Origin of the sequence: Brevundimonas kwangchunensis, assembly GCF_039523815.1 — a bacterium.
GTDB classification, from domain to species: domain Bacteria; phylum Pseudomonadota; class Alphaproteobacteria; order Caulobacterales; family Caulobacteraceae; genus Brevundimonas; species Brevundimonas kwangchunensis.
The window spans coordinates 219,537-241,269 of the sequence record NZ_BAAAGA010000005.1; the positions used below are offsets into that span (position 1 = coordinate 219,537).

Below are 21,733 nucleotides of genomic sequence, written 5' to 3' on the forward strand. Positions count from 1 at the left end.
TCAGCTGTATAGAACAACCCTCGGGAGAGCCTGTGAACACGCTGAGCATCAACCTACGTCATCGACCTCTGCGCATCGGCTGGTGCGTAGAAGTTGGTGACTTTGATGCCCTTCGAGAGGCCATGCGCTTGTCGTTCGTCCAATGGGGCGGCCGCTACAATCCCATCATCCCCATCGGCAATGAAGCGCATGCGAACGCCTTGGTGCGGCTATACCGCGTGGACGCCCTTCACGCGTTGTCGGACACCGCCGCTGTTCGCGACTTTGTCGCTAGACAAACACACCTGCCCTGGCCGCTGTTTCATGATGGCTTGTTCGTTCCTCATGGTAAGGAAACACGCTGCCAGGTCGTCGACCTCCATCACCCGATTGCAAAGCTCTACGACGAGACGGTCCACCGCAATCCGGACCTCGCCACACCTCTTCACCTGCATGAGTGGGACCCGGCAGACCCGCTCGCAGACGTATTCTTGGCGACTTACGGCGGCGTGCCGTCACCGGAGGTGGCTGGCACCGACTATGTCGGATTGGCGAGAACACATCTCCTCGGGCAGCGGAACATCATCGCGCTAGGAGGAGAGCTGCCGCTCTTTGACCGGGCCGCCATGACGTTTGCTTCGCTTAACAGAGTCTATGTCGAGCAGCACTACGTGGTGCAGAACCATTGGGCGAGCCCAAGCTTCTATGTCGGGCACGCGGACAGCTTCGATGACGTGCTGAACTTCTGGAATCTTCGCGCCTGCGACATCCCGATGTTCTTCTACGACGAGAGGCATGCGGCCAGGTCCGAAGCGCTACGTCAGTTCTGGGACGGCGAGTGCCGCCGAATGCCCCGAACAGGCATGGACGAAGGGCACCTCACCCTATGGCATCGTCGCGACCTTCCTATGGAAGATCAGACGCGGTTCGGAGAGAACCTCAACATAAGCGCCATCGACGAACACCTGTGGAATGGGTTCAACATCCAAGCCCCCGTGATGTTCTTTGGAGAGAGCACCTCTCTTGCATCCCTGGGCGAATCCTCCGGCAAAACGACCGTGTCGTTCGCCATAGGCGACCGGCCATTCTCAAAACACTTCTCGCTGGACCAGCAGCGCTACGTGCTGTCGGTGGACCCCGGCATCGGCTTGTTCGGGAACGAGCAAGCCACCTTCCATCTTCCTTTCCTGCCAGCGCTCAACGAGTTCTACGGGCGCAACTGCCACTTCGAGTGGGACTCGGCACGCGCCGAACCGGAGAGCCTCGGCATCGTCACCACAGCGGCGGACGGCGACATGTCCTTGCGCGCTGTCGATGTTTCTCAACTGATCGCCGAGATTTTCGGGACCGTCGGGATTGAGGCCAGGCCGAGTGACGCGGGCAAGATCGTATCGACCCTCATCCGGCAGATGGGAGGGCTCGACGATTGCCGAGCTTTTAAGATCGAAGGCGTTCGCCGGCTCATCGAGAGCCATCGGCCCGACCAATCCTTCAGCCGAAGCGCGGCCATGCAGACGATCTTCGGTCAGGGCACAACAAGGCCGCTCGCTGAATACCAGCAGCTCTATATTGCTCCCCGCCCCGTGGGCTCGCCATTGACGAACGACGCGGTCCTCAAACAACTTCTGGAAAAGGGTGTCTTCCGGCCTGGGCTAGAGTTCGACTGCCCAAGTTGCACACTGTCTTTCTGGACGTCGCTCGACGACGCAAAGAGCTCTCTGGAATGCGACTACTGCGGCCACCGCTTCGCCGTTTCCAGTCAGTTGCGCGACAAGGATTGGGCATTCCGTCGCTCCGGCCTTTTCGGTCGAGACGACCATCAGGCGGGCGGCATCCCGGTGGCGTTGACCCTGCAGCAGCTCGTCAAGCTCAACAGCTTTGGACATCCCGTATTCGCAGCCGGCATGACGCTTCGTCCAGCCGGCGCGGCCATTCATTCTTGCGAGACAGATTTCGTCGTGGTCGCCCGGGGAGGTCAGAACCGCCGCATTCAGGTCGTCATTGGTGAATCAAAGACCCGACACCCGATCACGGCCGACGACGTGCGCAATCTCACGGCGGTGGCTAATGCCTTTCCAGCGGACATGTTCGATGTCTTCATCGCGTTTGCACGGCTGACACCGTTCACGGATGCGGAGGTTGATCTCATCCGGCCGATAAACGACGGGCATCGGCAGCGCGCCATCATGCTTACGGCGCGCGAACTTGAACCCTACTTCCTTTATGAGCGGACGGCCCGGGAGTTCGACATCGATCGGACAGCGGTGTCGTTCGAGGATATGGCGCGCGTGACCGACCGCGTCTTCTTCCAAAACCTCCGCCGACCCGCAGACAACGCGGAAGCTGGAGGTGAGCAATGACCAAAGCGCTCTTCACGGCCGGTCAACTCGAAGGGCTCGCCGGCGCACTCGGAGACACGAATGACGGACTGACCAATCCGGAAATCGGTTATCTCTTCGCGCAATGCCGGATGATCGACCCCGGCCCAATGACCAAGCGCCTCCGCGTCTACAACGCCTTCGTCGAGGTGCAGAACCGTCGGCAGGACCGCACCAACATCCTGGAGTTCATCCGCCAAGGGCTGGCGCCTGCGCGCTTTGTCCGCGAGCCCCATCGGTTTGAGCCGTTGCGAGCGAGGGTCAATAAAGCACTCGCCTTTTCCGGAATGGTAGTCACCGAGGCCGGACGGCTCGAAATCGCAAAGGCGGTTTCTACGTTGCCCGAAGCGGAGCGACGCGCACGCGAACTACGAAGCGATCTGGAACTGCGCAGAGTTCATCCGGACGTGCTGAGGTTCTGTCGCGCGGAACTCCTAGCAGACGACTATTTCCACGCCGTCTTGGAAGCTGCAAAGAGCCTCGCGGCCAAGATACGGGATAAGACCGGGTTGACCGATGACGGTTCAACGCTTGTGGACCGCGCGCTTGCGAGCAAACCACCCATGCTCGCGATAAGCCCCTTGGTGACGCAAACAGACCTTAGTCGACAGAGCTGCTTCGCAAGCTTGGTGCGGGGCGTCTTCAGCCTCTTTCGGAATCCGACAGCGCACGAGCCCCGCATCGACTGGCCAATGAGTCGCGAGGATGCCGAAGACATTCTGACGCTGATCTCGATGCTCCACAGACAGTTGGACGCGACCTATATGCCGGTTCGCACGCCGTGACCGAACCGCGGCTCAGCTTGTTCTTCGACCAGTGGGTGTCGGCTCGGTTTGCACCAGATATTCGGCGCTACTCTGAGATTCTTCTCGAGCGGGTCGCTCCGATCTTCGACGACGTCGAAGCCGAACAAGAGCGGCATGCCCAAGCGGTCATGAAATCCTCGCGATGGGGGCCGGACGACTACGACATGGCGGTCGAGGCTGCCTACGAACACGGCATCGATCAGGCGATCGGCTTCATGCAGATGCGGAGCGTGTTCCTTGCGACCGGCGTCAGCGGCCTTTTTCACCTGTTCGAGAAGCAGCTCTACTCCCACCTCAATCACGAGCTGAGCGACTGGCTTCTAAAGCCCATTGCCGACTGGAAGGACGCCAGAAGTCTCATTGAGGCGATGGGCAATCGCGAAGACGATGGTGACCCGGTAGAGCTGCGCCAGAACTTCAACCATCCCGACCTTCGCGAACTCCAGCTTGTGGCCAACGCCGTCAAGCATGGCTTGGGTCCGTCCTACGATGCGCTTCTGGCGATGAAGGCAGCAGTCGTTGCGCCCGAGCGTCTCACCGACGACTGGACGACCGGGCCATATTCGGCCCTCGCTGTCCCCATCTCCGTGGACGTCAAAGACGTCGAACGCTACCGGGACGCCGTTCTGCGCTTCTGGGCGACAAAGGGGACCTATTGGACCGCCCGGTCCAAGTTCAAATAACGAAACGACCGACCGCCGTATGTCTTCGACGGAAGGTGGCTTGGGGCCGTGACTAGAGGCAGCACTTCTTGAACTTTCTTCCACTCCCGCACGGACATGGCTCGTTGCGGCCGACCTTCGGCTTCACAGCCGGGGCCGGCTTGGAGAAGATCGAGCCAGGTCGCGGTGGCGGTGGCGGTAGGGCTGCCGCAAGCTTCTCCATTTCGGGGTTTGGTTCCCAAGGGTAGAAGGCAGAGAGCCCCAACCGCACCGTCCCGTCTTGCGGATTCAGCAAGAGTCCGAACCAGCTGTCGGCCTTCTGCGAGTACTTACGCAGATTGCAATGCGCGAGAAGTTTCCTGGTCGCTTCGGTTTGGTCGCCGTGGTTGCAGTGGACGGTGAGCCCAGAGCTGGGGTCGCCTGCGACAACCGTCATGTCGTGGTTCTGACCGTCGCGCCTCGCCTCGCTTACGAGCTGGTCCAACCCCTTGCTGATGGTCCGGAGCGTGCCTTCGTTGAGCGACAGGAGCCACAGGCCTAGCGACGTCGTACTCGGGTCGGCGCTCGCTTCGATCTCCGCGATCAGGCGGCCAGCCGCTGTGCCGTTGAGGCGCGTGAGGATGCCTTCGGGTGTCTTGGCGCCCGGTAGCCCCTCTCGCCGCGCCATCATCGCGGTATCCAGGTCCAGGGCGATGTCATCGCCCAACGTGACCATGTCGTACTCGCCCCCAAGCCAGAGATTTTCTTTGAGATGGAACGACAGCGTGGTGAGCTCGTGGCTGACCAGCAGCTTGCCGCCGAACCGCGCACGCGCATGAAGGTAGTTCAGCAAATGCAGAGGCGACTGCAGCATCTCCGTCATCGCATCGAGCGCAAAGATGTCCGTCACCAGCGGAGGGCGGACGGTGTCGTCGGAGCGGAACTTGAGGAAGTGGCGGGCTTGGAACGCGAGCGCCGGGTAGTGGTCGGAGACCACGCACATCGGGAACACTTCCCGGAAGGTCTCGACCAGCGCGACCTCCGTACCATTGCCGTCGACAAGTCGGTGACCGCCCGAGACAAGAGCCTCTGCGCAGAGCATCGCTTGGTCGGCAGCGTCCTGAACCGCCTTCTTGAAATCATCCTGTAGCTGGAGGTCGTTGCCTTTGCGGGCCTCGATGGTCAGCCGCTTGGACTTGTTCTGCACGACGATGGCGCGGTCACCGAATAGGACCAAGACGTCGATCTCGCTGAGCTTCTCGCCCTTGCTGCGGTAGACATCGACGTTTCGGTATACCCGCGCCTTCCCGAAAACCTTCGTCAGGCATTCCGCCGAGAAATCCTCCGTGAACGTCCCCCGGTGGGTGAGCGCGGTCGCCTTGTACGCTCTGTCGGTCAGCATCCAGAAGAACGGCGTCTCGTAGATCGCCTCGACGAGGCTGTAGTGCTGGAGCAGCAGGAACGTCGCCTTGTCCTTGCGCAGAAGCGGGGTGGCATTGGTCGCATTGAACTCGTTCAGCGCGGTGAACCGCTCGTTGCTGTCGTCTGCAGGAAGCGCGAACGCGTCCAGGATCCGCTCGACCGCCGCCAGCTCAACGCCGCTGCGCTCTGCGACCTCGGTCGCGTTGAACTCGAAGCCGGGAAGCAATGACCACTCGGGGTTTTTCTTCGGGTCGATCGTCTTGCGAACAGCCAGTTGTCGTTCGTTGACGATCGCGCCAATGGCATTCGCCACAATGCGCGCTTGCCCGATGCGGAAGCCTTTGGTGCTCTCCAACCACGCATCGTCCGCTTGGTATTTCGGCTCTACGAACTCTCGGTACTGGAACAGGTACGCCGACTCCCCGCCGTAGAAGATCGGCTCTCGAAGACTTGCGCCTTGCGTGAACGGGTCAACGGACCGATTGACGCCGGGCTTGAAGGACTCCATCCATGGCTTCGTGAGCGCATGATGAAGCTCCAGCATGAGTTCTTGCGTTCGCTCGATAGCGGCGTTGCGCTGCTCCGCAGATGGCATCGTGAAGTCGATGGGCTGGCGAACGAGCAGACCGATCAGCGTCGAGATCTCGGTTCGAACCAGGCGGCCCTCCGAGTACTGATGCTCCAGATCCTCTTTGAGGATTTGGTCGCCATAGCGGATGAAATTATCCCGCCCGCAGAAATAGGCGATGACGTGGATGTAGCCCGACGAGGTGCAAAGCTCAGCCAGTTCGGCGAAGACCTCGCTCTCATCGCGCACGGTCATTCCGAACATCAGGCAACCCCCATGGCTTCGCGGTACCCAAGCCACCTCGACGGGCCCAGCACGCGCATGCCTCCGATGGTAACGGCCGTAGGAGCGGTATTGTAGCCCGAGAGCACGTCGCGCATCATCCGATGCGCCGCCTTCCAGCGATCGCGCTGCGTCAGAATGCGTAGATAGGTCGTCGCCATCAGCACCGCCATCATTTTGCGGAGCGGCCCCCGCTGTAGTCAGGGAAACTCGTTGCAGCAGGGCTTAGCGGATCGCGTAGATCGAGACCGAACACATCGAGCCGAATGCGACCCTGCTCGGTCGCTTCGCGTACGCTTGCGTGAACTCGCAGACGTCGAATGACCTCTTGAAAGCCGATCTTCTTGTTAGTGTCAGCACATGTAAAGCCCTTGCGGCCAGCATAGGTGACCAACAAGCAGCCTGCGGTGCAACTGCTATGTCGAAGATATTTCGCGATCAGCTGGTCATCGATAGCGGCGACAAGATCATTGATAGAGCAGTTGTCGCCAACTTTGATCTCGACGACAGCACGGTCCATCGACGGAGCATGGAATCGAATATCGGTCTCTTTCTTGCCAGCAACCTCATCTTCGCGGGTGATATGAAATTGTCCGCGAGCGCTGTTCGCGAGTCTCAATGCTAGTTTTGGTTGGAGGTCTTCTTCGCGCTCGATCTTCTCCAGATCGGCCCGGTCGTTGAAGTCATGATGCAGAATGTCGTGACGCATATCGTCCAAGCGGTCGAGCACCACTTGGAAGAGCTCGTCGCGGTTCTTCGGGGGCGTTTCAAAGCGATCCTCCCAAGTCCGGATTTCCTGCGGTGATAAGGCGTCGGGTTCGCTATCGTTCGATGCACGCTGGCGCGCCATGAGACGAAGGCGATCTTTCATGTGGGCGAATAGCGGCTCTTCCGCCATGACGAGTAGGGCCCGGTAGGCCTCAGGCCCAGGTTTGCCAATAATCGCGCCGATGAGGCGGTTCCTCGCCGTCTCCGCTTCGTCACGGGGACCCGGGGAGTAAACGCCCTCATGTTCCACGTCGTCTTCGCGGCGAACGCATTCATAGGCGAGCTTTGTGAGCTCAAGCAGTAGATCGGTGTCAGCATCCAATGACACGGTGTCTCCATGCCAGCCATGGTCACCAAAAAGCGTGCCGAACCATTTAACTCCTTGCGTTGCCCGTACTTCGGCCGACGCGTTTTTTAGTGCGCTCCCCATCACGCGCATCGCCCGGCGTAGGTCGCAATGGGCGAGTGTCCGAAGCCAAAGCGCAGCATTCATCCCAGTCGTGCTGGCCTTGAAACGGCGCGCAGCGAGATCCGCTAGCTCCTCGCGATGTGTGTCCGCCGAGACGAGTGCTGCTAGGATGTGCTCCAAGATGCTCAGTTGCTGCGCCCGCGTGTGCTCGTCTTTTGACGGTCTCGGCCAAACCTTCAAAGCTGAAAACAGGTGAGAAGCCGCAAGCCTGCGCACTTCTGCTGGGCCGTAACGGAGCGCACTGACTGCATGCGAATGACCGTGGGGCACAATGCTCGCCACCTCGCCGTCGATTTCCGCATTCAACACGGCGTTTGCAATTTTCGGGTGAACGGCGGCGAGGCCGGGAAACCAATCTGGGAAGCCGTTCAACTCCAGCATCGCCCACTCGGCCGCGCGACGTGCATGGGCACGTGAAAGCTTGGACGCCCACATTGGGTCCGAGGACGCCTCCACCAAGAGGCCCGTCAGGGCGAGCCCTTGTGAGTTGTATATGACGTTGCGATCCGAGGGCTCGCGACGAGATTTCAGCGGCGGCTCATTCTTTCGCCAGTACTCCCGTAGTGAAGCTTCAAAGAGTTCGCCTACACGATCGTTGACGACGGCCTTGATCCGGTGCCAGTTCCGACGAGCGAGAAGGCCTTGGTCAGACTCCGCACGTTTATCGTGGCTGAGCCAGCGCCAGAGATTCCAGCGCGTTACACCTTTCGCCCGTCCTCTGAACGCCCTTTCTGGGTCAGCCTTAAGCTTGGGGAGCCACTCACTCCAAGATTTCAGGACCTTCGCGGCCTCGACTTCACGCTTCTTTTTGAAACGCTGGTCTTGCCGTTCCCATTTCGCCATCCGCCCATCGTCAGGAACCGGGGTCGTGCGAGCCAGCAGGGTGGTGGAAAGTTCAGGAACGTCAGCAATACGTCGCGTTAGGTCTGCCAGCTCAGCAGGAACTCGACCACGCTCATACCAAAGCGAAATCAGCCCTTCGAGCGCGACGGCCCGCATTGGGTCGGATCGAGACTTCGCCAGCCCTTTGATCAACCAAGCCCAGTCGGCCGCGACTAGGTGACCGATCAAGCCGTGATGCTGAGCGTGGTAGACCCAATTCCGAATGTCCTTGGTCGGCGCGATCTGGTTCATCGCTTCAACCTCAAGCCAGAAAGCCGTCTCTCGGCTGATATCGCTTCCCGCGCACCAAGTGCGTAACTCTTGCAAGTCTTCGCGGCCGAGAACACGCTCGTCATGGAAGCGGCTTGCGGTTACGGCTGCCGAGAGTAGTGCCTTATCGTGGATGCTGGCGGCCAACTGTCGATGACAGATTTTTGCAAGCGCCGGTGTGAGGTAACCAAATTGACTTCTGGGTTGCCACCAGTCCGAACCGGAACGCCCCTCCCAGACCAGTTCTTGAAGTCTTTTGCGAAGCTCTGTCGTTGTCTTAGCTAGCGGGTCCAGCTCTCCGGCCTGGGTGAGCAGTGCCCACGAAAATCCGCCTACGGTTTTCTTTGGCTCCGGAGTGCGCTTGACGATCTTGACGAGATCCTTGGCGGAGACTGCCTGAGGAAAGACGCCCGCAACGAAGCCGTAAACGACACGATCAGGCCACCGTGTGCTGGATGCCGCTATATCCTTCGTCGCGAGTATCAGCAGATCGTAGCGCTTGCAGTCTTCAAGCGCACGGCTAGCCACGACACGCGCGTGAGGACCCAAAGCTTTGTCCCAGAGCGCCTCATTCGCTAGGTCCGCGCAATCCGCAATGGCCCCCAGCCAGATGACTTTCAGGAGAAACTCGCGAACCTCTTCGTTCTCGTAAGCCTGCGCCCAACATTCCCGAACCACGTCCTTCAGGTCGGAGCGCGCCAGCCGTTGAACCTCGGCGATCGGCATCTCCAGGCCCCGCCAATCGCCGCCGCTATAAGCTGCTACGTATGCACGGACGAGCGCGATGCGCGTTGCCAGCGGCAGCGTTTCCGGGTCACCGTGTAGGATGAGGGCTTCCGGTTCTCGCCGGAGTATCTCCTTAGCGATCTGGCTGTCGCTGTTCGCAAGCCAAGCCGCGACCGGACGCATCGACGGTACAAGCACCTTCTCGCCATAGGTGTCCGCAAAAAGCAGCTTCCAAAGCTGCCGAGTTGGCAAACCCTGTTCGCGAAGATGCACGAGTCGGCAGGCCGCTAGATACTCTTGGACGCTGCGGTGATGGAAACGAACGCGGCCATAGGTTGCCGGGTCGAAGATCGCACGACGCAACAGCGTCTTCACCTGCTGTGGCGTCCAATTGCTAAGTACTGTTTCAGCGTTCAGCGATGATTGCTCACTCGTCGAAGCGACCGCCTGTTCCGGTGCCCGGATGGTGCGTTCACGCGCCAGCAGCATGGCCAACGCGAGCCGTTCCGCACCTTCGAGGGCCTTCTCCGGAGTAAGGACGTGCTGGTCAGCGCGTTCGGGATCATCGCGTAACGACAACGTGACGTCGGCTTCATGCTGTTCCCGGCGAGATCCAAGCTTGCCGCTCTCCCGCCACGTGTCGATCAGCCCCTGAAGATCCAAAGGCCGCCGAGCAAAGGTCCACCCATCTCTTCGATGAAGCTCTTCAAGGAATGCCTTCGTATCAACGACGCCGCGTGCCTTGGCAAAGGCCTCGATTTGTTGCCGGTCGAGCGGCAGGAGAAAGACGCATCGGGCCTGTTCGACAGCCTTTTTTTGGGGCGGGGGAGATGCCTCTACCGACTTATCGAATGGTGCCAAAAATCCTTCTTCGCCGGTCAGCGGCTGCTCGACGGCGGGGGCTGTGACCGGCAGAAGGGTTTCGAACGTCTCCATATCCTGAACCGGTCGCCAATCGGTTGGCCGGCATGACACCAAGACGTGCGCCCGCGGCTGGTGCTCTCCAAGCGCGCCAGCCAGTTTGCCTAGCGCGGAACTCAGCTTGCCGTCGGTCAGCTTCAACTCATCGACGGCATCGATGAAGAACCAAGCTTCTTGTTCAGGATCGGTGAGCCATTCGTCGAACCGTTTTTCGGTTGCCTTGTTCGTTGCGAGGTAAGGGCGAACACCTTCCCGGTCGAGCGCCTCCACCGGAATGAAGAACGCTGCTTTGCCTTCGGCGAGCAGGCGCTGCGTCTGCGTTTGCATCTCGCGGGTTTTGCCCGATCCGGCTTCCGCCAGAATCACCACGCGCTCGCTTTTCAGAAGCTCATCCCAGCCGCTTCCAAGCTTGCTCTCGTGGAAGCCCCAGAATGCAAGATTAACGGGATCCTCGCGCTCCTTATCGGTGAGGTCGCGGAAGCGTCGTGCAAGTTCGATGAATGTTTCGCGGGTCGTCATTTCCGCCTGAAATCTAGCGCCAACACGTGATGTTGCGAGCCTGAATTAGTATTGTACACAGGCATGGATAAGCAAAGCGCGGCCCGGTGCTTATGTGCTGTCCGAGCGCGATGTGTGGCGATGCGGTCTTGGACCGTTGTGGAGATCCTAGACCCTTCTCGAAAGAGCAGGTGCGAACGCGCAGGCGGATCGCGACGATTCATTCAGGTTGCCAGCTCGGAATCCTAGAGATCAGATCTTGGGCCTATCGTTATCCAGCGGCGCGGACAGCTCCGACCATGCCTGGAGGCCGAGGGCATGCTCCATAAGGACGATGCGCAGGCCGGCGACTTGGGATGTCAGGTCGGTCATGTCGTTGTTCAGCATTCGCGTGAACTCGGCGGCAAGCGTCTCGCCTTCGAAATCGTCATCGAGTTCAGCCTGGATACGCTGGAAGCATGTCAGAACGAGCTGACCGGCGTAGGCGACCGCGACGGAAGGGGTGTCCTCAATCGCGTCGTTGAACCAGGTGATTGCGTCGTTGATCCGCTCAAGGTGTGCTTCTGCGTGTTCAGACTCCGCAGGGTTCAGATCGACGCCCTTGTCCAAGATCATCGCCGATAGTGCCGAGATGTCGTTCAGCGTGTGGGTTACCTTGTCCAACAGAGGCGTGCCGATGATGGGGTAGGGGAGATGCTCCGCCCATTCCGTTGCGAAGCCGAGATCCGGAAGAAGGGTCTCTCCGATCCGGACCACGGCGATGGGCGGTATCTGATCCCCGATCAAGGGAGCCCAGCTCATGCGGGGCGCGTCCGCAAAGCCTGCGCAGACCTCGATGAACCGGGGCATGATTTCCAGCCACTCTTGGATCGAGGCGGACACCACCAGGCCAGCAAAGTAGACATGCGGCCAGGCGTACCCTTCGTCCTTCTCCGGCGCGCGGGAGTAGACCTGCACCGTCAGTCCTGCTTCAGCGAAGGCTTCCTTGTAAGTTTTACAGCGTGAAGCGAGGTCTGCCTCAGCCTGAGCCCGAGATTGGGCGGCGGCGGCAGGCAAGGGCGAATGACGTCGGCTCGTCTTGCTGAAGTGCGCAGCCCACCGTCCGCGGCGCAGCGGGTCATTGGCGATGTGGCCGCATACCGCCCGGATATCCTGAAGACGTGCGTGGAGCTCGGACATCACCTGTGTCGGAGGAGACGAGATCATCCGCCAGAGTTCGGGATCGGCGAGCTTCCGGGCGGTTTCGACCAGATCGACCACACGCATGGCGCGGACCGCAACATCCGTATCGTCGCCATTCGCGAGTTCGGTCGCCAGTCGCTGCAGGTCGGCAGCGAAGGCATGCATGGTGTCGGAGCCGGAAAACGCGCCGGCGTCCAGAGTGTCCGACATGGCTTCGCTGACCTGCGGCGGGGGCACGAAGTCCCTCAACATCGCTCCGATATCCAGCAGCAGTCTCCAGCGGTTTCCGGGCTGCTCCATCCGCAGGTAGAAGGTCGCCGCCTCGTCGAGACGACGCGCCAACTCCTCGATGAGGCCGGCGAGGGAGGCGGTGCGCCCGGTCTGCTGCGGCGCGCCGACAAGACGGTCCACGGCGCGCGCCTGCGCGCGGGTCCACGCGATGTGGGCCGGACCGGGCAGATTTCCGCGAGGGATACGTTTCCGGTTGAAGCTCCGTCCCTGCACCATCAACGGGTCGCCGGTGGGCGTCAGCGCGTCGGAGACGGCGCGTCGAGCTTCGGGCGCTGCGGCTAGCATCAACTCGCAAAGCCGAACGACATCGCCGTGCAGATCGGTCTGGACAGTTTCGGAAATGATCCGGACATAGCCCTCGACGGCGAGCTCGGAAACGCCCGTCTCCTCATCCTCGAACTGCGTCAGCCGGGGCGTCGTGATCCAGGGAAGCTCATCCCGCAGTCGCGCCAGAACGGACTCGGATCCTCCGGCAAGTTCGATGAGGCGCGCCGCCTGTGGCGGCGACACCTCTTCGGTCGTCCGGACAAACTCCAGCAGGGGAATGACGGGCACCTCAGAGAGGTCCTGGTCGATCATGAGATCAAATTGGGGCGCAGCGCGACACCCCCTTAGAGGCATCAAGGCGGCCTGCAGGCGATGGACGTCCTCGACCCCGAACTGCCCCATCTCGATGTTGCCCAGGTTGTCGAGCGCTTCGAAGAGAGCGATACGGAGGTCCTCGATCTGCATTTCTGAGAACGCTGCCTTGGTCTGGCGCTGCTTCAAGAACAATGGCAGATCGCCGTCCAGCGGGTCCGACAGGGTCAAGGTGAACAGCAGCGACGAGAAGCGGTCGTCGACTTCGAAGCGCCGGGAGATCTCCAGCCAGCCCTCTGCAACCAGATCCGCCGTCGCCAAACCGAGCCCGTGAACGGCCGCCGTGAGGTCCGCCAGCCCACCGGCGGTGACGCGGCTCGCCAGAGCTGCGATGACGTCCTTCTGCATCTCCGGATGAGCGCGCAGAACACGGGTGATGAAGGCATGCAGGTTTGTGGTGGTTACGAAGGCGGCGGCTCGCGCGACCTTTTCGGCCAACGGCGCAGTCGTGCAGGCCTGCACGGCGTCATCCAGATAGGCCGATCGAATCTCGTGAAGTCCCCCCAGGGTTCCGTCCGGCATTTCCCGAACGGCGTGCTCCTCGATCAGACGGGCCAGAGCCCGCGTCATGCGGAAATCCTCCCAGCCGAGGCCGATCTGGACGGCGCGCCCGTTGACGGCCGCGCCGTAGCGTCCGGGGAAGACGATGGCTCGCATCAGCTCGAGCTCATCCATGCGGTTCTCCGCCAGCCGGCGGCGAACCTGCTCCGCCAGCGTCTGCTCGAGGCGTCGGCCTTTGGTCAGCAGGTGCGTGTATTCCAGCAGCAGGCCCCGACTCTCCTCGAACGGCTCGACCCAGTGCGCGAAGGCGACGTCGCCTTCGGCGGATAGAGCCGACCAGAGGCGCTGGGCCAGCGCTTCGTCCAGGTGAGGGCGGATGACGGGCGTTGTCGAAGCGGTCCCGAGAAGAAACACGTCTTCTTCCCGGATCGAACCCATCAGCAGCAAGCCGGGTATCGCTTCGACTTCCGTGACCATCGCATCCCAACCAGCGGCGCCGAGGCGGCCGATGTCATCAACGACGAAACCCACGGGGCGGGTCGGACTGGCGTCCAGTACGCGGGCCAGTTGGGCCAGCCTTGGCGCATCAACGTCGGAAAGACGCCTCACCCGATACCAACGGACGGCATGGCGGGTGTGATGCGCCGCCAGCCAGGTCAGCGCGGATTTGCCTGCTCCGGATGGTCCGGCGACCAAGCATCGTCTGCTGATCTCGAGCGCCTGAAGAATATCGGCGGTCTCGAGCGGTCGATCAAACACCAGACCCGCACCGACATGCCCCGGCATGACATTTACGCCGCTGTAGAAGTCCGACGTGTTCAGGGGGGCGTGAAAGTCGGCCGCTTCACAAAGGCCGTCCGAGAGCTCCAGTTTGCCCAAGGGATCGATGACGCGTTGGACGCTGTCGATGAGGGCTTGGACGTCCGTCGCGCCCAAGGTGGCGGGCTGTTCCGGACGGTTGGTGAAGTTGTCATCAGCAGCCTTGCCCGCCGCAGCCCTGAGCTGGTGGCCGACCAGCCTGCCTGCTGCAGGCGTAAGTCCACCTTTCCTTTCAAGAGTATCCGGCAATGCGCCGAGGGGATCCGGCTCCACGATCAGATGGAGGCGCTCAAGCAGAGACGGCGCATCGAGCGTTCGCGCGCCGTAGGCTCTTTCGAGGGCTCTTGTGAGGTCGTCCAGGTTCTGTCCCGACCGGCTGATCGGCGTTGAAAACCCGCAGCCATGGAGGCCTGCAATGTCCGTCTCGAGGATCAGGGCGAGGCGGGTGTCGTTCTCGGCGAGTTCCGGGAGCTTGAGCGTCATCTCGGCGACGTGCCCGGCGATTTCGGTCAGGCTGAAGAGATTGCGGGGATCGTGCCGAGACTTGATCTGGGCGCGGATCTCTAGGTTCGCGCCATGCAGTGTCGCGTCCTCCAGCCCTTCAGGAACGACTGCCGTCCACGCGGCTTCGCCCGCCCAAGCTTGAACCGCCAAGGCCGCGCAAAGAGCGTCCTGGTAGCGGAAGCCCCGCCCGGAACGGGCACCGGCCCGTGTTTTAGCCCAAAGTTCCGGGTCGATGAGGATCATATGGGTCGTCAGGATGGATGGCCTTTTCGACAGGAAGCGCCAAGTCGTGAAATCCAATGGTGCTTGGAAGGACCGGCAACCTAGTCCCACATCAGCTTCAGAATATTTGAACTAGATCGCAGCAACCTGTCGTGCAAATTCAGCGGATTGCTCAGCGCTCTATCAAATCAACATCCGCCCCCAAACGCATCCTTCAAATCCATTATCACTCCCACCATATCGAATGCGTCAAAGTGGGGGGCTTGGTCACCGGTTACCGCGCGAAAACCGCCAGCACTGTTGGCAGGTGTGGCCCAGGAAGCAGCCGGCACCGTCGCGGGGCAGGGCGCAGACACTTTTTTGTCAGGCTTCAGGCGATCGCCGCCCCTGCAGCGGAACCTGAAGCCTTCAGGCCGGACTGCGGATCAGCGCGAAGCTCTTGGGGTCTGGTCGCATCCGCTCCAGAGAAAGTCCGCGAAGTCGAACCCGGTCGCGCACCCAGGCCTCATCCTCGGGTCTGCAATTGGCACCGAAGATCACGCCGGTGATCACCTCCGGATCGAACCTAAAGACTTGCCCCGCCCCCTCGGACTTCATGGACCTCCACTCCTGCTCATAAGCCCAAGTGTCTGATTTGGTCGCCAATGCCCGGGGCACGACGTCGCCAAGCTTACCCATTTGAAGCGTGTCCAGCACAGGACGCTCTTTCTCGTACCGAACCTTCCAGAGCGGGTTCAATCCGCCGCGGCGCTGACGGCGAAAGTCGAAGCGTAACGCGACGCCTGCGTGGCTGGAGGCGTAGTGGCTCCACATCAACGTGCTCTCGATACAGGCTGCCAAACAAAAGACGCCAGTAGCGTCGGCCGCCATGCGAAGGCCCCTCTGAACACCATCGTGGATATCCTCGATCGACTTGCTGGCGAACTTCTTCGTCATCCACGGGATCGCATAGTTGGCCGGAATGTCTCGGCGCTCGTTCTCCGCTAAGGTGGCGATGAATGGAGCCTGCGTGGCTTCGAACCCGGCCTTGGAATCCGGCAGGGCCCCGTAAGGCCAGCAATCGAAGGGGTCGTTGAAAGCCGCCGCGCCCGGATGGAAACACTTCCCTTCCAACAAGGCGTTGAGCCTCTCTGTCCACGGCGGTGACAAGTCCGATCCCACGCCAAGGAATTTGTAAAGCAGCGGCGGTGGGCCGTCGGGCAGATAAGGATCGGTCATGGATCAAGGTTAGGCGAGGGCAGAGCTTCTGTCCCGACCGGATCTCGCCATTGTCCGCGCGGAGGGAACTGCTTAGCCTCCCACTAGCGGTGACCGGCCCGTGGCTTAAGGTTGAACCAGATGCGCCGTGATGATGCCTTGGCGAGCCTGCGTAGCCTCGAGACATTCTTAAGAGGCCGTGGAGTGTCGCAAATCTACCTGTTTGGATCGGTTGCTCGCGATGAGCGAGCACCAGGCTCTACGGTGGGAGTGGCTTTCGACATCGCGCCCGGTTCTGACTTCGACGCTTTCGATCAGGGCGGCCTCTACCTCGACCTCGTTGATGCTTTAGGCACCCGCGTCAATTTCATCGAACGACGGAACCTCCGAACCACGTCGAACATAGGTGTCGAAGTGGACCTGATACGAGTGTTTTGACGGGCCAGCTCGGCTAGTAGATTAAACTTATCATGGGGCTATTGGCTGCTCAGGCATTTGGGCCAGCAAGGTTGCTGCTCCAGAAGTAGTTCGGATGCTTCGTCACGGCTGAACGCGTTCATCATCATGGTGCATTTGCGCCAAAACTCCGAGTCTGGGCGGTTGCATCGGCTTCATCGACCAGGAACAGTACCGGTCTAGCGACTCTGCCTCCGCAGTAAGGTCGCACTCGTGCAAACTGCCGCGTTTGCTTAATGCGGCCCTCAACCAAGCCGCCCTGCACGCCGACGGTTCTCAATCATTACCATTTTGGATGCGAACTGCTTCGCCCCCTGGGAGATCGGTTGTTCGTGCAGCAAGCCAGTACTCGCTGCCTGCCTAGCCAACGCGACGAAGGCTGCGTCGAGAACGCGACCTATCGAAAACATGTCTCCGGCGAGGAGCCTCAACAAGGCGTACTGAAAGCCAGCAACTTCGAAATACATTCCAAAGATGCGTCCTTTGCCGGGATCCGTTCGAAGGAAGCCAAGAGTCATTTCGGCATCCGGCGTTCGGGGAGCTCCCGCTGCGAGATTGCTAAGAACGGTGTCGCGTCGGTGCCCGCAAAGCCCACAAAGCCGCTCGATGGCTTTGTAGGCGTCCTCCGGTAGTGCAAGGCGAATTGGTTGGGCCGCCACGGGGATTGCAAGCCATGTCGGTGACGGGGCCAACAGTTCCTGAGCCACTCTCTTCGAGATCAACTCGCTCACGTAGTTTGGCAGAGAAGTTCCCGCAGCATGAGCGCCATCGCTCAACTCCTGGAACACGGGCCGCCCCACTAGGACAGTGATCCGGTAGACCGGGCCAGCGGTCGTCTGAGCAGCTCGGGAAGGCATAAATGCTACTTAACGTCTGTCGACGCAAAGTCATCATGTCTCGACCCTTAAACGATGGTCGAGGCCCGCGGTGACGGATTGCGAAAGGTGGTTGCTGGCAACCTCAGGCGGCTCCGCAGGGAGCGTGGTCTGAGCCAAGAGGAGCTTGGAGCTGCAGCTGGCCTCCATCGCACGTACGTCGGATCCGTTGAGCGAGCGGAGCGAAATGTTTCCTTGGACAGCCTGACTGCTTTAGCGAGTGGTCTCTCTGTCGAAGCGTGGCGTCTGCTTCACCCAAGCGAGGTTTCCTGACGTAAGTGCTCATCGCTTGAGAGCTGGACCAGTTCACCCTCAGGCACAGCCCCAAGGCTGCGGAGTTCTGCAAATGCCGCGCTGTACGCGGGGAAATACTCCTTCCACGCATGAATGCCACCCATCCGGCCAATAGCTAGAATCGCTCCCCGGAGGCCAGCGACGAGAAGAGTATTCTGGCGACTGAGCTCGGCGACACGAGCTTCTGCCGCAGCGAGCCGGGCGGCAGTCTGAGCCGGACTTGAGTTCGACAATTTGTCGGCCAACCGCCGGGCCTCGGTTTGGCGCTCCATAAATCGCTCCACGAGGCTGCGAAGTTCAGGGCGGCGAGTTAGCGAAGTAGGGAATGGAAAGCGTCCCTCAGACTGACGCGAAACGCTCCGGAAGGTGATGCCTTCGTTAGCGAGAATCATCGCCTCGAGGACCTGCTCCAAATAGGCTTCATCCGACACTAACGTTCTCCCCGAGCACCTGTGATCGGTCATCACCATCAGGGAACACAGCGCTCCCGGGCGCCTGCCGAAGGGCCACCCGCACCCCTTCGAGCCGAGCCTCAGCGTGGCGAAGCTGGACCTCAAACATCGGAGCTGCACTGGGACGCTCTCTGAGCCTTCCGATATGCAGTTCGTATCGATCCCGAAGCTGCTCCAGATTGGCCTGTTCCTGAGGTGAATCGGTTCGGACCAGATGGGAGCAGGCGTTGAAGCACTCCAGATGTTTGAGGCAAGGACTGGCCGCGAAGCTGTTGAGACAGAACCCGTAAGGGGTCACGTGCAGCGCTCCGGCCTCGGCGTTCAAATAGGCAAACGCCGCGTCGTCCCCCTCTGCGGCCTGAACCTTACGGAACTGCTTCACAATGGGACCTTGGATTTTACCGCCCCTGATCAGGTCGAACGCTCTGCGCGCCTGAGGGCCAAGATCGGCATCCGCCAAAGCTTTGGCGGTGGCTGGATCCATCTCGTCCAGATGTTCCGCCAGCGTCCGATGATCATAGGAGTAACTCTGGACGGGGGACTTTCTGTTGAACCGCTTGGAGATGATGGTGTCGGCGACCCCAAGGCGGAAAAGTTCGGTGTTCTGCAGGTGCCGGATGGCGTGCGGATTGACAGCCAACAAACGTGACTTCTCGTCCATCCCGTACTTCTGAAAGAGCTTTCCTTCACGGGCCGATCCGCCGAGCTGCAGTTCCAGATCTTGCCGCTCCGTCCGTTGCACGGCGAAGTACCGGTCGAGATCAACGATGGCGTCGTGCTTCTCCTCAGCTAGCGCCCGAGCCGGGTACAAAAACAAGAAATCTTCAATGCCTAGAGCACGGCTTCCGGCCTGGCTGACCCGCATGTCCGGCGTTTTGCTCGGAAGGTGGGTGGCCGCATACGACTCCATGTCCGCGCCGAGCACGTATAGGCCGATATCACCTGTACGAACCCGGTTACCGAGGTGGAGAAATTCGCCGCGACTGTCGCGAACCATGGGGCGCCGCAGCGCGGTGTTGGCACGCAAAAAATACTCCCGGACCTGCTTATGAGGCCGGCGGGAGGCCCAAGCGCGTTGGTGATCCCGCATCTCAGTAAGCACGCTCGCGTCATAGTTTGCCCGGTATCGGGTCTTCAGATCATCGGGGATGGGCTCGCTTGAGAATTGCATCATTCCAGACAAGCGAGAATAGGCCTCCGTCCACGGAACGAGGGCATCTAGCGCGACCTCGGGGAAGAGCCGTCCGGCCGTCCGCTGAGCTTTCAACATCTCTCGCATCGGCGCGGTAAGTCGGAGCACTTCCGCGACGCTCTCTTTGACGATCGGCGCAAACAGGGGAGGGACGTGGTGAAGACTTTCGATCAGATCAGCTCCACGGCCCTTCGCGAACTGCTTTTCAGCAAAGTGCCTGAGCGCCAGAGCGGGGGCAGGGGGGCCATAGAGCCGAGCATGCGAGGTCTCCTGCTCACGGGAAACGAGGGTCGCGGCCGGCAAGGTCACGAGTTCGCCAGCGCGGAAACCGGTCGTGAGGAGAATGCGCACCTGGTGAAATCTGACCATGTCAGACACCGTGCGAGGTCGTTCGCCGAAGACGATCCGTATCAGCTCAAGAAGGGCCTCCTCGCTGGGCAATTTCTCGGCGAAGTGACGCTGGCTGAGTTCCGACCTGAGCGCAGCTGGCCGCTTGGTGTCGGTTTGCCGGCGTGACGTGACGGCGAGCTTCTGAACTTGTCCGAGCAATTCCGATCGGCCCGGATAAGCTGTGCAATACTGGGCAAGCGGCCGGTGCTGGCAGATGCCTGTCGCATCGAACCAGCGTGTGACCAACGCCTTGAGCGTAGACGCACGCTTGGCGGAGTCGCTGGCGACCAGAGCTGCATTGAAGCCGAGCTGCACTTGGTCGCTGCTTAGCTCGTGCGGCGCCAGCGAACCTGCGGCCGCGGCTAGGATGCGAAAAGAGGGACCGACATTCGCACCGAAGTTGGAGGGCTTGTTGCCCAGAACGAGGATGTCCTGCAGCGCTACCGCCTTGTAGAGTTCGATCCACTCGCCGGTCATTACAGGTGCGGCCTTACCGCCTCCAAAGCGAGCGATCGCGTCCAGGCTGGCGTCGTGAGTGGCAAACGTAGAAAGCTTGACCCTCACTCCCGTATTGGCGTTCACGAGGGCCGACAGGTCCCACCAGCGGTCCCGGGGAATAGAACCGGTCGTCAGGTCGTAGGGGAGGTCCCAGCTGAGATGCCTGGACTCTGCGAGCTCCCGTCCGAGGCGAAGGAAGGCTTGGAGTTCAGGGGTCACGAGGATTTCTCCGTTTCGCCAACCACTGCTTCGATGGCCTCCAAGGTTGCGCGGAGCTGCATCATTGCTCCTGAAACTCGATCGAGCTTCGCCGGCTGATCAAAGTCTCGAACGACGCCTCGAAGATCCTCGAGCACACCACGGTGCAGAGCCGCGTCGGAAACGGGCAAGAACATGTGGCAGGTATAGCAGGCGAGAACCGGATTCCGCCGGCACTGCGTCTGACCGGACGTGCAGGCTCCAATTCCCGAAACCGGAATGCCGTGAGGCATGCCGGAGACCTGCTCATCCAGAGGCCGTTTCAGGAGCTGGGTCGCGGTGATTAAGTCGCCTCTGCCAGCGGCTGCCACTGCCTGATAGGTCGGCGAATATCCCAAGGCGGCGTTGACCAACGCGGCTTGGGTTGGCGAACTTGTGAAATAGACATCTGCGGCGGTTGTGTCCGTATGGCCCAGGAAGTCAGACACGCTCTCTCTGGAGGCGCCACCGTCCACCAGGCGTTGTGCGGCGGTGTGCCTTAGGTCGCGAGCGGAATATGCCGTTCCGCTTAGGTCGCTCGTAAGTGCCTGAATTACGTCTCCGAGTTGATCGGGCCGCAGGTCAAAGAGCTTCGCTGATTTAGGAGGTCTAACCTCCATCCAAGCAGAAAAGATATTCACCCATCCTTGCTGTACGCGGCGAGTGACCGTTCGACCAATTTTCGCACCCCGCTGTTTGATTAGTCCAATACGGATATGAAGGGCGCCATTCTCGAAGAACTTCAGATCTTCGGGCTCAATAGACGCAATCTGTTTCGTACGCAGACCGAACTGGAACGAGATGGCCAAGATGGCGGCATCTCGGATTCGGATGCGGGGAGGTCGGGTCTCCTCGACCTCGCGAGCTACGGTATCAATGAACTCTACGATCAATGAGCGAGCGTTGCCGCTAAGGAAGGACGAACCATCCCGGATACCGGCGTACTTGTCCAAGTGATGACCCGGCAGGTCGCGGACGAGCGACAGATCCGAGATCCGCCATTCTCCCAGTTCAAGCCGGCATGTGGTCCGAGCAAGATGCCTAACGGCGACGGCCTGCTGTCTGGTCAGCCGGTCACGAAAATCGACAATCCAACGCTGCCGGAATGCCGTCGGTGAGCTGCCGAGAAGGTGCCGGATGATTCCGGTCAGCAGCTCTGGGGCTAAGCGGTTGTAAACTCCGCAGTAGCCGATGGCGGTTGCGGGCGAGAGATTGGTCAGAGCCTCGACCAAGGCGACCTTCACAAGGTCCAGCATCGGCGAGTTCGCCAAGCGGAGCGCCAAGCTCACTTCGGCACCGTTGTGCTCTATGATCCAGCCACTCTCAGCGTCAGTTCTGAGAGTTCGCTGCATTCGCGCGAAGTCATCATAGTAC

13 protein-coding genes are annotated in these 21,733 nt (G+C 60.7%); 5 read left to right on the top strand and 8 right to left on the bottom strand.

Annotated features, from left to right (window positions below):
* Positions 1–32: 32 nt before the first annotated feature.
* Genes ABDZ95_RS10245 through ABDZ95_RS10255 form a run of 3 tightly spaced genes read left to right on the top strand, consistent with a single transcriptional unit; the run spans position 33 to position 3,846 of the window.
* A complete protein-coding gene (locus tag ABDZ95_RS10245; RefSeq protein WP_343793348.1) occupies positions 33–2,339 on the top strand; it encodes a hypothetical protein in 2,307 nt (768 codons plus the stop codon).
* On the top strand, positions 2,336–3,142 hold the full coding sequence (locus ABDZ95_RS10250) for a TIGR02391 family protein (RefSeq protein ID WP_343793350.1): 807 nt from the start codon (positions 2,336–2,338) through the stop codon (positions 3,140–3,142). Before ABDZ95_RS10245 ends, ABDZ95_RS10250 begins: the two co-directional genes overlap by 4 nt.
* The gene (locus tag ABDZ95_RS10255; protein ID WP_343793352.1) at positions 3,139–3,846 is read left to right on the top strand and encodes a hypothetical protein; all 708 of its coding nucleotides are present in this window, start codon (positions 3,139–3,141) and stop codon (positions 3,844–3,846) included. Before ABDZ95_RS10250 ends, ABDZ95_RS10255 begins: the two co-directional genes overlap by 4 nt.
* A gap of 52 nt (positions 3,847–3,898) precedes the next feature.
* On the opposite strand, the gene ABDZ95_RS10260 is transcribed toward ABDZ95_RS10255, so the two are convergent.
* The 5 genes from ABDZ95_RS10260 to ABDZ95_RS10280 form a co-directional block, all read right to left on the bottom strand.
* Positions 3,899–6,049, bottom strand: a complete 2,151-nt coding sequence (locus ABDZ95_RS10260) for an SEC-C metal-binding domain-containing protein (protein WP_343793354.1) — start codon at positions 6,047–6,049, stop codon at positions 3,899–3,901.
* Between the two features lie 8 nt (positions 6,050–6,057).
* Positions 6,058–6,237, bottom strand: a complete 180-nt coding sequence (locus ABDZ95_RS10265; RefSeq protein ID WP_343793356.1) for a hypothetical protein — start codon at positions 6,235–6,237, stop codon at positions 6,058–6,060.
* Between the two features lie 11 nt (positions 6,238–6,248).
* Positions 6,249–10,631: an NACHT domain-containing antiphage protein HyoA gene (locus tag ABDZ95_RS10270; RefSeq protein WP_343793358.1), complete on the bottom strand. Its 4,383-nt coding sequence runs from the start codon at positions 10,629–10,631 to the stop codon at positions 6,249–6,251.
* 231 nt (positions 10,632–10,862) lie between these two features.
* Positions 10,863–14,789 carry a hypothetical protein gene (locus tag ABDZ95_RS10275; protein ID WP_343793360.1) on the bottom strand — a complete coding sequence of 1,309 codons (3,927 nt, stop codon included), beginning with the start codon at positions 14,787–14,789 and terminating at the stop codon, positions 10,863–10,865.
* 387 nt (positions 14,790–15,176) lie between these two features.
* Entirely contained in the window at positions 15,177–15,986 is an 810-nt protein-coding gene (locus ABDZ95_RS10280; RefSeq protein ID WP_343793362.1) for a DUF2971 domain-containing protein, read from the bottom strand.
* Between the two features lie 120 nt (positions 15,987–16,106).
* Here ABDZ95_RS10280 and ABDZ95_RS10285 point away from each other — a divergent pair, with 120 nt between their 5' ends.
* The gene (locus ABDZ95_RS10285) at positions 16,107–16,403 is read left to right on the top strand and encodes a nucleotidyltransferase family protein (protein WP_343793364.1); all 297 of its coding nucleotides are present in this window, start codon (positions 16,107–16,109) and stop codon (positions 16,401–16,403) included.
* 929 nt (positions 16,404–17,332) lie between these two features.
* Entirely contained in the window at positions 17,333–17,569 is a 237-nt protein-coding gene (locus ABDZ95_RS10290) for a helix-turn-helix domain-containing protein (protein WP_343793366.1), read from the top strand.
* On the opposite strand, the gene ABDZ95_RS10295 is transcribed toward ABDZ95_RS10290, so the two are convergent.
* From ABDZ95_RS10295 to ABDZ95_RS10305, 3 genes are read right to left on the bottom strand one after another with little or no spacing between them, the layout of a single operon-like run.
* Positions 17,548–18,021 carry a hypothetical protein gene (locus tag ABDZ95_RS10295; protein WP_343793369.1) on the bottom strand — a complete coding sequence of 158 codons (474 nt, stop codon included), beginning with the start codon at positions 18,019–18,021 and terminating at the stop codon, positions 17,548–17,550. The two genes, ABDZ95_RS10290 and ABDZ95_RS10295, sit on opposite strands and share 22 nt — an antisense overlap.
* On the bottom strand, positions 18,011–20,341 hold the full coding sequence (locus ABDZ95_RS10300; RefSeq protein ID WP_343793371.1) for a hypothetical protein: 2,331 nt from the start codon (positions 20,339–20,341) through the stop codon (positions 18,011–18,013). Before ABDZ95_RS10300 ends, ABDZ95_RS10295 begins: the two co-directional genes overlap by 11 nt.
* Positions 20,338–21,615, bottom strand: a complete 1,278-nt coding sequence (locus ABDZ95_RS10305; RefSeq protein WP_343793373.1) for a tyrosine-type recombinase/integrase — start codon at positions 21,613–21,615, stop codon at positions 20,338–20,340. Before ABDZ95_RS10305 ends, ABDZ95_RS10300 begins: the two co-directional genes overlap by 4 nt.
* Positions 21,616–21,733: the final 118 nt, after the last annotated feature.